This window comes from Actinomadura rugatobispora (assembly GCF_042656285.1).
Taxonomy (GTDB): Bacteria; Actinomycetota; Actinomycetes; order Streptosporangiales; family Streptosporangiaceae; genus Spirillospora; species Spirillospora rugatobispora.
Window position 1 is genome coordinate 1 of the sequence record NZ_JBHSON010000165.1, and the last position, 14176, is coordinate 14176.

Below are 14176 nucleotides of genomic sequence, written 5' to 3' on the forward strand. Positions count from 1 at the left end.
AGCGCCCGAAACGGCCCAAGCGCCGGAGGGGCCCGGGCGGCGGGCCGCCCGGTCGCAGGCCGCCGCGCCCCCGCGTCCCGTTCCACCGGCGCGACCCGATCAAGCGGCTCAACGTCGGCCTGCTGGTGGTGGCGTTCGTGCTGTCGCTGTTCGCCGGGCGGCTGGTGCAGCTCCAGACCATCGAGTCCGGCTCCTACAGCGAGCTGGCGATCAAGCAGCGGCTGCAGGAGATCGACCTGCCCGCCGGCCGCGGCGACATCACCGACGCGCAGGGCAACCCGCTGGCCATGACCGTCGAGGCCCGCGCGATCTTCGCCGACCCGTACATCATCAAGCCGGAGAAGCGGCAGGCGATCGTCAACGCGCTGGCCCCGACCCTGGGGCTCGACCCGGCGTCCGTGATGAAGACCATCAGCAGGCCCGGCAGCCGGTTCGAGTACCTCGCGCACGGCGTCCGCCCCGACCAGGCCCGGCTGGTGACCGGGTACAAGTTCCTGGGCATCGGCACGCTGCCGGAGTACCGGCGGCAGTATCCGAACGACTCCCTGGCCGCGGGCGTCATAGGGTTCGTGAACGCCGAAGGGAAGGGCGCCACCGGCCTGGAGTACGCGATGAACTCGCAGCTGGCCGGCCGCAGCGGCTGGCAGCGCGTCGAGATCAGCCCCGAGGGCCAGCACATCCCGATGGGAGAGGACCAGAAGCGGCCACCGGTTCCCGGCCGCGGGGTCCGCCTCACGCTGATGCGCGACATCCAGTACCAGGCGCAGCGGGCCATCGAGCAGCAGGTCAAGGCGACCGGCGCGCGCAGCGGCAGCGTCGTCGTCATGGACCCGCGCGACGGCAGGCTGCTGGCCATGGCCTCCGCGCCCGGCTACGACCCCAACGACTACAACGACTCCCACCCCAGCAGGTGGGGCAGCCCGATCGTCCAGGAGGCCTACGAGCCCGGCTCGACCGGCAAGGTCCTCACCGCGGCGGCGGTCATGGAGAAGGGCGGGGTGACGCCGGAGACGGTGTTCACCGTGCCCGACCGGCTCAAGCGCTACGACCGGACGTTCCGCGACTCGCACCGGCACCCCACCCAGCGGCTCACCTTCGGCGGGGTGCTGGCCACCTCCAGCAACGTGGGCACCATCCTGGCCAGCGAGCGGATCACGCAGCAGACCCTCTACCAGTTCCTGCGCGCCTTCGGGTTCGGCGAGAAGACCGGCGTCGGCCTGCCCGGCGAGACCGCCGGGCAGCTGCTGCCGCCCGAGCGCTGGTCGGGCACCGACCGCTACCCGATCGCGTTCGGGCAGACGGTCTCGGTGAACGCGCTGCAGATGGCCAGCGTGTACGCCACCATCGCCAACGGCGGGACGCGGGTGCCGCCGACCCTGATCGAGGGCACGACGGGCGAGGACGGGGCGCTGACCCCCGCGGCGCGCCCCGCGAGCCGGCGGGTGGTCAGCCCCGGCACCGCCCGCGAGATCCGCGACATGCTGGAGGGGGTCACCTCCCGCGACGGCACCGCGCCCAAGGCCAAGATCCCCGGCTACCGGGTGGCCGGGAAGACCGGAACCGCCGAGATCGTCAACCCGCGCTGCGGCTGCTACGACGGCAGCGGCTACACGGCCTCCTTCGCCGGGTTCGCGCCCGCCGACGACCCCCAGCTGGTCGTCCAGGTGGTGCTGCAGGGTCCGCGGAAGGGAAGCCACTATGGTGGCGATGTGGCGGCTCCCGTCTTCAAGGACGTGATGAGCTTCGCGCTGCAGACCCGCAAGATCCCGCCGACGGGGAGCAAACCGCCGATCACCAAGATCTACGCCCGCGACTGAGCGCAGCGAGTACTCTCTCTCGCCGTGAGCCCAGCACCTGTGTCCCGGCCGGCGGCCCCGCCGGCCCCTTCGACCCGTACCGGAAGAAACGCCATGCGCCCGAACACCAACCCGGCCCGTCCGCTCTCCGGGCTCGCGGCGCTGCTCGGCGCCGGCGGCGGGGATCTCGCCGGGGTCGCGGTCACCGGCATCACCCACGACTCGCGGGCCGTGCTGCCGGGCGACCTGTACGCGGCGCTGCCCGGCGCCCGCGCCCACGGCGCCCAGTTCGCCGCGCAGGCCGCCGAGGCGGGCGCGGCGGCGGTCCTGACCGACCCCGCCGGGCGCGAGCGGGCCGGGGCGACCGGGCTCCCGGTCCTCGTCGTCGACGACCCGCGGGCCCTCCTCGGCCGGGCCGCCGCCTGGGTGTACGGCGAGCCCGCCGGCGACCTGACCCTGATCGGGGTGACCGGCACCAGCGGCAAGACCACCACCGTCTACCTGCTGGAGGCGGGCCTGCGCGCCGCCGGGGTGGAGACCGCGGTGGTCGGCACCGTGGAGATGCGCATCCAGGACGCCCGGCTGCCCAGCGCGCTGACCACCCCCGAGTCCACCGACCTGCACGCGATCTTCGCGATGATGCGCGAGCGCGGGGTGGGCGCGGCGGCGATGGAGGTCTCCAGCCACGCCCTGGAGCAGGGCCGGGTCGGCGGCGCCGTGTACGAGGTCGCCGTCTTCACCAACCTCTCCCAGGACCACCTCGACTACCACCCGACGATGCAGGACTACTTCGCCGCCAAGGCCCGGCTGTTCACGCCGGAGTACTCCCGCGTCGGCGTGGTCAACGTCGACGACCACTACGGCCGGGAGCTGACCGCGATCGCGACCGTGCCGCTGACCACCTACTCGGCGGGCGGCGACCCGTCGGCCGACTGGCGGGCCGAGGACGTGCGCACCGGCTCCGACGGCAGCGTGTTCCGGGTGGTGGGGCCGGGCGGCGTGGAGGCCGACGCGGCCGTCCAGCTCGCCGGGCCGTTCAACGTCGCCAACGCGCTGGCGGCGATCGTGGCGCTGGTGGAGGCCGGGATCCCGCTGCAGACCGCGGTGCACGGCGTGGCCGCGCTGCCGGGCGTGCCGGGCCGGCTGGAGCGCGTCGACGAGGGCCAGGACTTCGTCACGCTGGTCGACTACTCCCACAAGCCGGGCGCGGTCGAGGCGGTGCTGACGGCGCTGCGGCCGGTCACCGAGGGCCGGCTGGCGGTGGTGCTGGGCTGCGGCGGCGACCGCGACCGGGGCAAGCGGCCGCTGATGGGCGAGGCCGCGGCCCGGCTGGCCGACCTGGCCTACTTCACCAACGACAACCCGAGGTCCGAGGATCCGCTGGCGATCTTGGCCGCTATGGTCGAGGGCGGGCTGAAGGTGCCGCAGCCGCACCGGGCGCACATCGTGCTGGAGCCCGACCGCGCCGCGGCGATCGAGCTGGCGATCGGCAGGGCCCGGCGCGGCGACGTGGTCGTCGTCGCCGGCAAGGGGCACGAGCAGGGCCAGTACGCGGCGGGCGAGATGCGCCCCTTCGACGACCGCGAGGTCGTCCGGGCGGCGCTGCTGCGCCGCGCCGCCCGTGCGGGACAGGACGTGAGAGGGGACGGGACGCAGGCGTGATCCCACTTCCGCTGTCGACGATCGCGGAGCTGACGGGCGGCGCCCTGGCGGGCGCGTCCCCGCCCGGCGGCCCCGGCGCACCGGACGGCCCGGCCGCGCACGACCCCGCGCCGGGCGACCCGCCGGGCGATCCCGCGCCGGGCGACCCCGCCCCGGGGAACCCCGGGCCGGGGAACCCCGGGCCGGGCGACCCCCTGGTGAGCGGCCCGGTGGTCATCGACTCCCGGCAGGCCGGGCCCGGGGCGCTGTTCGCCGCCTTCCGCGGCGAGCGCGCCGACGGGCACGACTTCGCCGCCGCCGCCTACGAGGCCGGAGCCGCGGCCGTGCTGGCCGAACGCCCGGTGGGCGGCCCGGCCGTGATCGTCGACGACGTCCAGCAGGCCCTCGGCCGGCTGGCCCGCGGCGTGCTGGCCAGGCTGCCCCAGGCCACCGTCATCGGCATCACCGGGTCGTCCGGCAAGACCTCCACCAAGGACCTCATCGCCCAGGTCGTCGAGCGGGCCGGGCCCACGATCGCGCCGCCCGGGTCGTTCAACAACGAGATCGGGCTGCCGCTGACCGTGCTGCGCGCCGACGAGGGCACCCGGCACCTGGTGCTGGAGATGGGCGCGCGTGGGGTCGGTCACATCGCCTACCTCGCCGGGATCGCCCGTCCCGACATCGGCGTGGTCCTGAACGTCGGCACCGCGCACATCGGCGAGTTCGGCGGCCGCGAGGGCATCGCCAAGGCCAAGGGCGAGCTGGCCGAGGCCGTGCCGGCCGGCGGCACCGCGATCCTCAACGCCGACGACCCGCTCGTCGCGGCCATGGCGGCGCGCACCGAGGCCGAGGTGGTGACCTTCGGCCGGTCCCCGGGCGCGACCGTCCGGGCGGCCGACGAGGAGCTCGACGAGGCGGGCCGCCCCCGGTTCACCCTGGTCACGCCCGAGGGCACGGCCCCGGTGGAACTGGGGCTGCACGGCGCGCACGCGGTCGCCAACGCGCTCGCCGCCGCCGCCGTGGGACGCGCCGCGGGCCTGGACGCCGCCACCGTCGCCGACGCGCTGTCGCGGGCCCGCCCGGCCAGCCGGTGGCGGATGGAGGTCACCGAGCGCCCCGACGGCGTCACGGTGATCAACGACGCCTACAACGCCAATCCCGAGTCGACCCGCGCCGCGGTCGACGTGCTGGCCCACATGGCCCGGGGCGGGCGCGCGTTCGCCGTCCTGGGCGAGATGGCCGAACTGGGCACCGGCTCTGTGGCGGAACATGCCAAGATCGGGCAGCATGTCGCGCGCAGCGGCATCGCCGGCCTCGTGGTCGTCGGCGCGAACGCCGCGCCGATGGCCGAAGGGGCCGACCAGGTGGCGTCATGGACGGGAGAGTGCGTACAGGTGGATGACGTCGGCGCGGCGGTGACCGCGCTCAGCGGGCGGCTGCGGCCGCGGGACGTCGTACTGGTGAAGGGCTCTCGCGTCGCCGGGATGGAACGGGTCGCCGAGGCGCTCCTGGCGCGCCCGGGCGGAACGGGTGAGCGCGCGTGACCAACATCATCATCGCGGCCGGGATCGCCATGATCTTCGGCATGGTCGGCACCCCGGTGTGGATCCGGATCGTCAACCGGCTGGGCTACGGCCAGATGATCCGGGAGGAGGGCCCCTCCGGCCACCACGGCAAGCGCGGCACCCCCACCATGGGCGGCACGGTCTTCATCGTGGGGTCGCTGGTCGGCTACGTCGGCGCGCACCTGTTCGACGGCACGATGCCGACGGTGTCGGGAATGCTGGTGCTGTTCCTGATGACCGGGCTCGGCCTGGTCGGGTTCGTCGACGACTACATCAAGGTGTTCAAGCAGCGCAGCCTGGGCCTGCGCAGCGGCGCCAAGATGATCGGCATCATCCTGGTCGGCGTGGTCTTCGCGGTCGCGTCGCTGAACTTCCCCAACGGCTACGACATCACCCCCGCCTCCCCGCACCTGTCCTTCCTCCGCGACTTCGGCCCCTCGATCGGCCCGTACCTGTTCGTGGTGTGGGCGCTGCTGCTGATCGCGGCGATGTCCAACGGCGTGAACCTGACCGACGGGCTGGACGGCCTGGCGGCGGGCCCGGCCGGCATGGTGCTGGCCGCCTACGTGATCATCGGCAACTGGCAGCTGCGCAACAGCTGCTACGACTTCGCGCTGGCGCCCAACTGCTACAGCGTCCGCGACCCGCTCGACCTGGCGGTGGTCGCGGCGGCGGTGCTGGGCGGCGTGTTCGGGTTCCTGTGGTGGAACGCCCCGCCCGCGAAGATCTTCATGGGCGACACCGGCTCGCTGGCGCTGGGCGGCGTGCTGGTCGGGCTGGCCATCCTCACCCGCACCCAGTTCCTGCTGGCCATCCTGTGCGGCCTGATCGTGATGATCACCCTGTCGGTGATGATCCAGGTCGGCGGGTTCAAGCTGACCAAGAAACGGGTCTTCAAGATGGCCCCGCTGCAGCACCACTTCGAGCTGTCGGGCTGGGCCGAGACCACCATCGTCGTCCGCTTCTGGCTGATGTCGGCGCTGTTCACCGCGATCGGCCTCGGCCTCTTCTACCTGGAATGGATGCCGAAGAGTTGAGTTCGACCGGGGGGGAGTGGGCCGGCCGCGCGGTGTGCGTGGCCGGCGCGGGGGTGTCGGGACGGGCGGCGGCCCGGGTCCTGGCCGAGCGGGGCGCCCGCGTCACCGTCGTGGAGGGCCGCGACGGCGACGAGCAGCGCGCGCACGCCGCCGCGCTGGAGGAGCACGCGCGCGGGCTCCCGGACGGCGGCGGGTCGATCACCGTCCGGCTCGGCGACGGCGACACCCTGCCCGGCGGCACCGAGCTGGTGGTGATCTCCCCGGGCTGGCGGCCGGACGCGCCGCTGCCGCGCGCCGCCGCGGCCGCCGGGATCGAGGTGTACGGCGAGGTGGAGCTGGCCTGGCGGCTGCGTCCCGAGGGCGCGGCGCCGTGGCTGGCGATCACCGGCACCGACGGCAAGACCACGGTCGTGCGGATGCTGGCGTGCATGCTGCAGGCCGCCGGGCACGACGCGCTGGCGGTCGGCAACGTCGGCACGCCGATCGTCGAGGCCGTCCTGGAGAAACACGAGGTTGGGGGCGGGCCCCCTTCAGGGGGTCGGAGAAAACGCCGCGTGTTGGCGGTGGAGCTGTCCAGCTACCAGTTGCACTGGTCGAGTTCCCTGGCCCCGATCGCCTCGGCCGTCCTGAACCTGGCGCCCGACCACCTCGACTGGCACGGCTCCATGGAGGAGTACGCCGCCGCCAAGGCCAAGATCTTCCAGCGGTGCGGCACGGCCGTCTACAACGCCGACGACCCCGGCTCCAGCGGCCTGGCCGCCGGCGCCGGGCGGCGGCGGGCCGGGTTCACCCTGGAGGTCCCCGGCCCCGGCCTCCTGGGCGTCGTGGACGAGCTGCTGGTCGACCGGGCGTTCACCGCCGACCCCGAGCGGGAGGCGGCGGAGCTGGCCGCGCTGGGCGACGTGCGGCCGTTCGCGCCCCACAACGTCGCCAACGCGCTGGCGGCGGCCGCCCTCGCCCGCGCCTACGGCGTGCCGCCGGAGGCCGTACGGGAGGGCCTGCGCGCCTTCGTGCCCGACCCGCACCGCATCCAGCACGTCGCCGACGCCGGCGGGGTCACCTACATCAACGACTCCAAGGCGACCCAGCCGCACGCGGCGGCGGCTTCGCTGGCGGCCTACGAGTCCATCGTGTGGATCGCCGGGGGGCTGCTGAAGGGCCTGGAGGTCGACGACCTGGTCCGCTCCTGCGCCCCGCGGCTGCGCGGCGTCGTGCTGATGGGACGCGACCGGGCCCGGATCGCCGAGGCACTCGCGCGACACGCGCCCGATATTCCGGTCGTCGACGTCGCCGACACCGACACTGGGGCGATGGACCGCGTCGTGAACGAAGCCGCCGCCCTGGCCCGTCCGGGCGACACCGTGCTGCTGGCCCCGGTCGGGGCCTCCTTCGACATGTTCGCCAACTACCCGGCGCGCGGCGACGCGTTCATCGCCTCGGTACGGCGCCTGCCCGGCGCCGCCCTCCCCGGCGAGCAGCCCGGCTGACGGCGTGGGCACCGCGCTGCCGTCCGAGGCCGAGCCCGCCGGACGGTCCGGCCCCCGCGAGCGGGTCGCCGCCGCGGTCGGCCTCCTCGACCGCCCGCTGACCTCGTACTACCTGGTGCTGGGCTGCTCGGTGATGCTGCTGACGCTGGGGCTGACGATGGTCCTGTCGGCGTCCCTGGTCAAGCAGATCCAGGAGACCGGCTCGGCGTACACGCTGTTCCAGAAGCAGGCGATCTGGGTGGCGATCGGGCTGCCGGGCATGTGGCTGGCCTCGCGCCTCCCGGTCCGGACGTTCCGGGCGCTGGCCTACCCGCTGCTGCTGCTGTCGGTGGTGGCGCTGATGCTGGTGCTGGTCCCCGGCCTGGGCCGCACGGCCGGCGGCGCCACCCGCTGGATCGACCTGGGCGCGGTCCAGATCCAGCCGTCCGAGCCCGCGAAGCTGGGGCTGGTGCTGTGGGGCGCCGACCTGCTCGCCCGCAAGGAGCGCCTGGGCCAGCTCACCGAGTGGAAACCGCTGCTGGTGCCGCTGCTGCCCGGGGCCGGGCTGCTGGTGCTGCTGGTGATGCTCGGCGACGACCTGGGCACGACGCTGATTCTGCTGACCATCTTCCTGGCGCTGCTGTGGGTCGTGGGCGCCCCCGGCCGGCTGTTCGTCGGCATGGCCGGGCTGGTGTGCCTGCTGGTGGCGATCCTCATCGTCGTCGAGCCGTACCGGATGCAGCGGCTCACCGGGTTCCTGGACCAGTCCGGCGACCCGCTCGGCGCCCGCTACCAGGGAACACAGGGCCTGTACGCGGTCGCCTCCGGCGGCTGGTTCGGCACCGGCCTGGGCGAGGGACGGGCCAAGTGGGACTTCCTCCCGCACGCGGAGACCGACTTCATCTTCGCGATCGTCGGAGAGGAGTTCGGACTGGTGGGTACGCTCGTGGTGCTCAGCCTGTTCGGGCTGCTGGCCTACGCGGGCCTGCGGATCGCCAGGCGCGTCAAGGACCCGTTCACCCGGCTGGCGGCGGCCGGCGCCACGGCCTGGCTGGTGGTGCAGGCGATCGTGAACATCGGGGCGGTGATCGGCGTGCTCCCCATCACGGGGATCCCGCTGCCGCTGGTCTCCTACGGGGGGTCGGCGCTGATCCCCACCCTGATCGCGCTCGGCATGCTGCTGGCCTTCGCCAAACGCGAGCCCGGGGCGCGCCAGGCGCTGGCCGCGCGGGGTCCCGGACCGGTCCCGCGGGCCCTAAGCTGGCTGGGCCTGGCACGGCGCTGAGTCCCCACACCGGGGGTGCCGATCGGCCCGGCGACCGTTCGTCCGCGGGAACGCGGCGCGGGAGGCGGGGCCTGCGGCACCGCCATACGAACATGCTGAGGAGTTGTCAACGAGCATGAGGGTTGTCCTGGCCGGCGGCGGCACCGCCGGACACATCGAGCCCGCCCTGGCTTTGGCCGACGCGCTGCGACGCAACGATCCCAACGTGGGGATCACCTGCCTCGGCACCGAGCGGGGCCTGGAGACCCGGCTGGTCCCGCAGCGGGGCTACGAGCTCGCCCTGATCCCGCCCGTGCCGCTGCCCCGCACCCTGACCCCGCAGCTGCTGACCGTCCCCGGCCGGCTGCGCGGGGCGATCAACGCGGCGGCGTCCGTCCTGGACCAGGCGCAGGCCGACGTCCTGGTCGGGTTCGGCGGCTACGTGGCCACTCCCGGGTACCTGGCGGCGCGCAAGCGCAAGGTGCCGATCATCGTGCACGAGGCCAACCCCAAGCCCGGGCTGGCCAACAAGCTCGGCGCCCGCTTCACCGACCACGTCGCGGTCTCGCACGGCGACTCGCCGCTGCCGAACGCGCGGTTCGTCGGGATCCCGCTGCGCCGCGAGATCGCCACGCTGGACCGGCTGGCGATGGGCGACAAGGCCCGCTCCTACTTCGGGCTGCTGCCCGACCTGCCCACGCTGCTGATCTTCGGCGGGTCGCAGGGGGCGCGCTCGCTGAACCGCGCCGCGGTCGCCACCGCGCCCGCGTTCCGGCAGGCCGGCATCCAGGTGCTGCACATCGTCGGCCCCAAGAACACCGAGGAGCCCGAGCAGATTCCCGGCGGCCCGCAGTACGTGACGATCCCGTACTGCGACCGGATGGACCTGGCCTACGCCGCCGCCGACATGGCGATGTGCCGGGCGGGCGCGATGACGTGCGCCGAGCTGGCGGCGGTGGCGCTGCCCGCGGCGTACGTGCCGCTGCCGATCGGCAACGGCGAGCAGCGGCTCAACGCCGAGCCGATCGTGGCGGGCGGCGGCGGGCTGCTGGTCGACGACGCCGAGCTGACGCCGGAGTGGATCGCGGGCAACCTGCTGCCGGTGCTGGCCGACCCGGCGCGGGTCGCGGCCATGTCGGAGGCGGCCGGGCGGATGGGCCGCCGGGACGCCGACGCGCTGCTGGCGCAGATGGTGTACGAGGTCGTCCGCGGGGGACGCCAGTGAGCGAGCCGGAGGGGCGCGGCGTCGCCTGGACTGACGAGCGAGGGACGAGCGAGGAGGGAAGGCGGCGCCACATGGCGCCGCGGAGGCGAGCGGGGGACGGCAAGAGCGAGGGGACGCGAGCCGGCCGATGAGTCTGATCAGTCCAGGTGAGGTCGTGCCGGCGGGGGAGCTGGGCAGGGTCCATTTCATCGCGATCGGCGGCGCCGGCATGTCCGGCATCGCGCGGATCATGCTCAAGCGCGGCATCGCCGTCTCCGGCAGCGACGCCCGGGACTCCGAGCTGCTGGCCCAGCTGGGCGATCTGGGCGCCAAGGTCTTCGTCGGCCACGACGCCGCGTACCTGGGGGACGCCGACACCGTCGTGGTGTCCACCGCGATCCGCGACACCAACCCGGAGCTGGTGGCGGCGCGCGAGCGCGGGCTGCGCGTGCTGCACCGGTCGGAGGCGCTGGCGGCGCTGATGGCGGGGCGGCGCGCGGTCGCGGTGGCGGGCACGCACGGCAAGACCACGACCACCTCGATGCTGACCGTCGCGCTGCAGCACGCGGGGGCCGACCCGTCGTACTGCATCGGCGGGCAGCTGGTCACCACCGGGCTCGGCGCGGACGAGGGCACGGGCGAGGTGTTCGTCGCCGAGGCCGACGAGAGCGACGGCTCGTTCCTGATGTACTCGCCGGCGATCGCGGTCGTCACCAACGTCGAGGCCGACCATCTGGACAACTACGGCGGCTTCGAGAAGGTGAAGGAGAACTTCGCCCGTTTCGTCGACCGGGTCGAGCCGGGCGGGACGCTGGTGGCGGGCGCCGACGACCCGGTGGCGATGGAGCTGGCGGACCTGGCCCGCGGGCGCGGGCTGGCCGTGCTGACCTACGGGGAGGCGCCGGGCGCCGACCTGCGGGTGGACGGGTTCACGCCGCGCGGGCTGGGCTCCCGGTTCGACCTCGGCGGCGTGGGCGAGGTGCGGCTGGGCGTCCCGGGGCGGCACAACGCGCTGAACGCGGCGGCGGTGGTCGCGGTGGCGCGCGCCCTCGGCATGGACGAGCGGGCGGTGGTCGAGGGCCTGGCGGAGTTCCGCGGGGCCATGCGCCGGCTGGAGCCCAAGGGCGAGGCGGCGGGCGTCGAGGTGTTCGACAGCTACGCCCACCATCCCACCGAGCTCACCGCCGACCTGTCGGCCACCCGCGACTACGTGGAGCAGAAGGCCGCGGCGGGAGGGCCCGCCGGGCGGATCGTGGCGGTGTTCCAGCCGCATCTCTACAGCCGCACCCGGTTCTTCGCGGCCGAGTTCGGCGCGGCGCTCGGGCTGGCCGACGTCGCGGTGGTCCTGGACGTCTACGGTGCCCGGGAGGACCCCGAGCCCGGGGTGACCGGGCTGCTGGTGGCCGAGCGCGTCCCGGACGGCACCGCCTGGGAGTACGTGCCGGAATGGGACGAGGCGGCCGCGACCGCGACCCGCCTGGCCGTTCCCGGCGACGTGGTCATCACGCTGGGCGCGGGCGACGTGACCCGGCTCGGCCCGGAGATCCTCGGCCTGCTGGCCGCCCGCGCCGGCGCCTGAGCCGCGTCCGGGCGCGGCCCGCTCGCGCGGGCGTGATCCCGGGCGGCCCGGCGTGGGGTCCCGGGTTTGGGCGCCGATCACTGTCAAGCTGTGGTCATGACCGAGGCGGGGACGCGTCAACGCAGCAGCACTCCCGAGCCCGCGGCCCGCGACCGGCGTGCCGGCCGGTGGAAGGCGGCGTGCGTCACGCTGCTGGTGCTGGGCCTGCTGGGCACGGTCGCCTGGGTGCTGCTGGGCTCGCGCCTGCTGGTCGTGCGGAACGTGGAGGTGACCGGCACCGCGCTGGCGCCGCGCGACCGGATCGTGGCGACCGCCGGGATCCGGCTGGGGCTGCCGATGGCGCGGCTGGGCACCGGCGGCGTCAAGGCGCGCCTGGAGCGTCTCCGCGAGGTGGAGTCGGCCACGGTGGAGCGGCACTGGCCCGCGACGGTCCGGATCGTGGTGCGCGAGCGGGTGCCGGTCGCGGCGGTGGAGCGCGCCGGGCGGTACTACCAGCTCGACCGGCACGGGGTGGCGGTGGCCGACGGCCCGTCCCGCCCGCAGGGGATGCCGGCGCTGTCGTCGGCCTCGCCCGGCCCGACCGACGCCGCGACGCTGGCGGCGCTGCGGGTGCTGGAGGACCTGCCGGAGCGGCTGAGCGCGCGGGTGTGGGGCGTGGAGGCGCCGTCGCCGGAGTCGGTGACGCTGCGGATGTCGGGCGGCCGGACGGTGGTGTGGGGCCCCGCCGAGCGCTCCGCGGAGAAGGTCCGGCTCGTGGACGCGCTGCAGAAGTCCGCCGCGGGGAGGTACGCGCGGACGATCGACGTCAGTTCCCCGGAGGTCGTCACCACGCGCTGACCGGCCGGGCCGGCCAAGGTGATCAATCCGATCTTTCCGGGACGTGTGGGGCAGCCGATGCGGGGTAGGTCGCAGGGACTCCGTTCCGGTGCGTGTGTCGCGGCGCTTCCGGACGCGCGATGGGGCACGCTGGAACGGCGGTAGCGGCGGACGGACCGGTCGGGAGGTGAATCGGCGGTGGTCGTCACCAACCCGGGCATCTGGTGCTGTGTGCGACACGCCGGTTCCGTTGGCGCGAGGTTAGTTGACCCTGGCGGTAAGCCCGCCCTACTGTCCGTATCAGTCCTCAGGTTGACATAACTGTAAGCCTCAAGTTGAGGGTGAGGGTTTGGGGTGGCGCCGATCACCCCGGCCCGTCCCGAACAGACACAGACATCCAGACAACACACCAGACGGCCGGCACCGGGTACCGGGCACGGCACCGGCGCCGCGGCGGACACGCCGCGGCCGACCGGGCCGCGGACCGGGCCGGCCGGCCGGATAGAGCGAGCGGAAAGGCCCCTCGTCGTGGCAGCACCGCAGAACTACCTCGCGGTCATCAAGGTCGTCGGCATCGGCGGCGGCGGCGTCAACGCCGTCAACCGGATGATCGAAGAGGGTCTCAAGGGCGTCGAATTCATCGCGATCAACACCGACGCTCAGGCGCTGCTGATGAGTGACGCCGACGTGAAGCTCGACGTGGGCCGCGAGCTCACCCGGGGCCTGGGCGCCGGGGCCAACCCCGACGTCGGCCGCAAGGCCGCCGAGGACCACCGGGAGGAGATCGAGGAGGTCCTCAAGGGCGCCGACATGGTGTTCGTCACCGCGGGCGAGGGCGGTGGCACGGGCACCGGCGGCGCGCCGGTGGTGGCCAACGTGGCCCGCTCGCTCGGCGCGCTGACCATCGGCGTGGTCACCCGCCCGTTCAGCTTCGAGGGCAAGCGCCGCGCCATGCAGGCCGAGGCCGGCATCGAGACGCTGCGCGACGAGGTCGACACCCTCATCGTCATCCCCAACGACCGGCTGCTGTCGATCTCCGACCGGCAGGTCAGCGTGCTGGACGCCTTCAAGGCGGCCGACCAGGTGCTGCTGTCCGGTGTCCAGGGCATCACCGACCTGATCACCACCCCCGGCCTCATCAACCTGGACTTCGCCGACGTCAAGTCGGTCATGTCCGGGGCGGGCTCGGCGCTGATGGGCATCGGCTCGGCGCGCGGCGACGACCGCTCGGTCGCGGCCGCCGAGATGGCGATCTCCAGCCCGCTGCTGGAGGCCAGCATCGACGGCGCCCACGGCGTGCTGCTGTCCATCTCCGGCGGTTCCGACCTGGGGCTGTTCGAGATCAACGAGGCCGCCCAGCTGGTCTCCAACGCGGCCGCCCCCGACGCGAACATCATCTTCGGCGCGGTCATCGACGACGCGCTCGGCGACGAGGTCCGGGTGACGGTGATCGCGGCGGGCTTCGACGAGGCACGCCCTACTAGGCCGGCCCCGGAGCCGGAGCGGGACAGACGGCATCCACCGCCGCCGCGCCCCACCCCGCCGCCGCCCGCGGCGCCGTCCAACCCGATCCCCAGCCGGGTCGGCCGTTCGGACGCCTTCGGCTCCGCGCACACCCCGGCCCAGCCGTCCGCGGGCTCGCAGCCGCACCAGTCGGTCGCGCAGGCCGCCGCGGCGCCCGCCCAGCAGCAGTCCCAGCCCGTTCCCGAGCCGCCGCGCCGCCCGGCGGACGGCGCACGGCCGCGTCCCGCCGCGCTGCTCCACCACCCGCCACAGTGCGCGGGCGATCGCTTCGCGGCGTCCGCGGT

10 protein-coding genes are annotated in these 14176 nt (G+C 74.4%); all 10 read left to right on the forward strand.

All coding sequences use genetic code 11. The features are described from left to right. Nucleotides 1–98: 98 nt before the first annotated feature. Nucleotides 99–1817: a peptidoglycan D,D-transpeptidase FtsI family protein gene (locus ACFPZN_RS53990; RefSeq protein WP_464044037.1), complete on the forward strand. Its 1719-nt coding sequence runs from the start codon at nt 99–101 to the stop codon at nt 1815–1817. A gap of 93 nt (nt 1818–1910) precedes the next feature. Beyond that, nucleotides 1911–3458: a UDP-N-acetylmuramoyl-L-alanyl-D-glutamate--2,6-diaminopimelate ligase gene (locus ACFPZN_RS53995; protein WP_378292832.1), complete on the forward strand. Its 1548-nt coding sequence runs from the start codon at nt 1911–1913 to the stop codon at nt 3456–3458. Beyond that, nucleotides 3455–4981 carry a UDP-N-acetylmuramoyl-tripeptide--D-alanyl-D-alanine ligase gene (locus ACFPZN_RS54000; RefSeq protein ID WP_378292833.1) on the forward strand — a complete coding sequence of 509 codons (1527 nt, stop codon included), beginning with the start codon at nt 3455–3457 and terminating at the stop codon, nt 4979–4981. The genes ACFPZN_RS53995 and ACFPZN_RS54000 overlap by 4 nt, the downstream gene beginning before the upstream one ends. Next, nucleotides 4978–6039, forward strand: a complete 1062-nt coding sequence (gene mraY / locus ACFPZN_RS54005; protein WP_378292835.1) for a phospho-N-acetylmuramoyl-pentapeptide-transferase — start codon at nt 4978–4980, stop codon at nt 6037–6039. The genes ACFPZN_RS54000 and mraY overlap by 4 nt, the downstream gene beginning before the upstream one ends. Next, a complete protein-coding gene (murD, locus tag ACFPZN_RS54010; RefSeq protein ID WP_378292837.1) occupies nt 6021–7526 on the forward strand; it encodes a UDP-N-acetylmuramoyl-L-alanine--D-glutamate ligase in 1506 nt (501 codons plus the stop codon). Before mraY ends, murD begins: the two co-directional genes overlap by 19 nt. A 4-nt stretch (nt 7527–7530) precedes the next feature. Continuing rightward, a complete protein-coding gene (gene ftsW / locus ACFPZN_RS54015; protein ID WP_378292839.1) occupies nt 7531–8790 on the forward strand; it encodes a putative lipid II flippase FtsW in 1260 nt (419 codons plus the stop codon). A 115-nt stretch (nt 8791–8905) separates the two neighbouring features. Then, a complete protein-coding gene (gene murG / locus ACFPZN_RS54020) occupies nt 8906–9994 on the forward strand; it encodes an undecaprenyldiphospho-muramoylpentapeptide beta-N-acetylglucosaminyltransferase (RefSeq protein ID WP_378292841.1) in 1089 nt (362 codons plus the stop codon). Between the two features lie 127 nt (nt 9995–10121). Then, nucleotides 10122–11552, forward strand: a complete 1431-nt coding sequence (gene murC, locus ACFPZN_RS54025) for a UDP-N-acetylmuramate--L-alanine ligase (protein ID WP_378292843.1) — start codon at nt 10122–10124, stop codon at nt 11550–11552. A 96-nt stretch (nt 11553–11648) separates the two neighbouring features. After that, a complete protein-coding gene (locus ACFPZN_RS54030) occupies nt 11649–12389 on the forward strand; it encodes a cell division protein FtsQ/DivIB (protein ID WP_378292845.1) in 741 nt (246 codons plus the stop codon). A gap of 507 nt (nt 12390–12896) precedes the next feature. Next, a partial coding sequence (gene ftsZ / locus ACFPZN_RS54035) for a cell division protein FtsZ (protein WP_378292847.1) occupies nt 12897–14176 on the forward strand: 1280 nt, incomplete at its 3' end.

Bases quoted from the DNA above. Each gene is read 5' to 3' on its own strand.
- ACFPZN_RS53995 (WP_378292832.1), top strand. From the start codon at position 1,911: ATGCGCCCGAACACCAACCCGGCCCGTCCGCTCTCCGGGCTCGCGGCG.
- murD (WP_378292837.1), top strand. From the start codon at position 6,021: ATGGATGCCGAAGAGTTGAGTTCGACCGGGGGGGAGTGGGCCGGCCGC.
- murG (WP_378292841.1), top strand. From the start codon at position 8,906: ATGAGGGTTGTCCTGGCCGGCGGCGGCACCGCCGGACACATCGAGCCC.
- murC (WP_378292843.1), top strand. From the start codon at position 10,122: ATGAGTCTGATCAGTCCAGGTGAGGTCGTGCCGGCGGGGGAGCTGGGC.
- ACFPZN_RS54030 (WP_378292845.1), top strand. From the start codon at position 11,649: ATGACCGAGGCGGGGACGCGTCAACGCAGCAGCACTCCCGAGCCCGCG.